Genomic DNA, 539 nt, shown 5'->3' with positions numbered 1-539 from the left:
GCGCTGCCCAGCTGGAAGTCGTTGTGCTCGAAGAAAATGGCCAGCATCTCTTCGTTGTTGTATCCCAGCGCACGCAGCAGCACCGTCACCGGCAACTTGCGGCGACGGTCGATGCGCGCGAACAGCACGTCCTTGGGATCGAACTCGAAATCCAGCCAGGAACCGCGGTAGGGGATGATGCGCGCCGAGTACAGCAGCTTACCGGAGCTGTGCGTCTTGCCACGGTCGTGGTCGAAGAACACGCCGGGCGAACGATGCAGCTGCGAGACGATGACGCGCGCGGTGCCGTTGATGATGAAGGTACCGGTTCCGGTCATGAGCGGAATCTCGCCCATGTACACGTCCTGCTCCTTCACCAGCTTGACCGCCTTCTTGGAGGCGGGACTATCCTTGTCGTAGATCACCAGGCGCACTTTGACGCGCAGCGGTGCGGCATAGGTCATGCCGCGATTGCGGCACTCGTACTCCTCGAACGGCGGCGTGCCCAACTGGTAATCCACGTATTCCAACGCCGCATTGCCCGAATAACTGACGATCGG

Annotated in this window: 1 pseudogene; it reads right to left on the bottom strand. The window is 61.0% G+C overall.

The window, feature by feature from the left end:
* Positions 1–539: pseudogene (rpoB, locus tag M6F29_RS12130) on the bottom strand (DNA-directed RNA polymerase subunit beta); the annotation flags it as partial.

The organism is Ferrovum sp. (genome assembly GCF_027317285.1).
Lineage (GTDB): Bacteria > Pseudomonadota > Gammaproteobacteria > Burkholderiales > Ferrovaceae > Ferrovum.
Note: the sequence above shows the minus strand (reverse complement) of the source record. Positions and strands in the feature narration are given on the sequence as shown.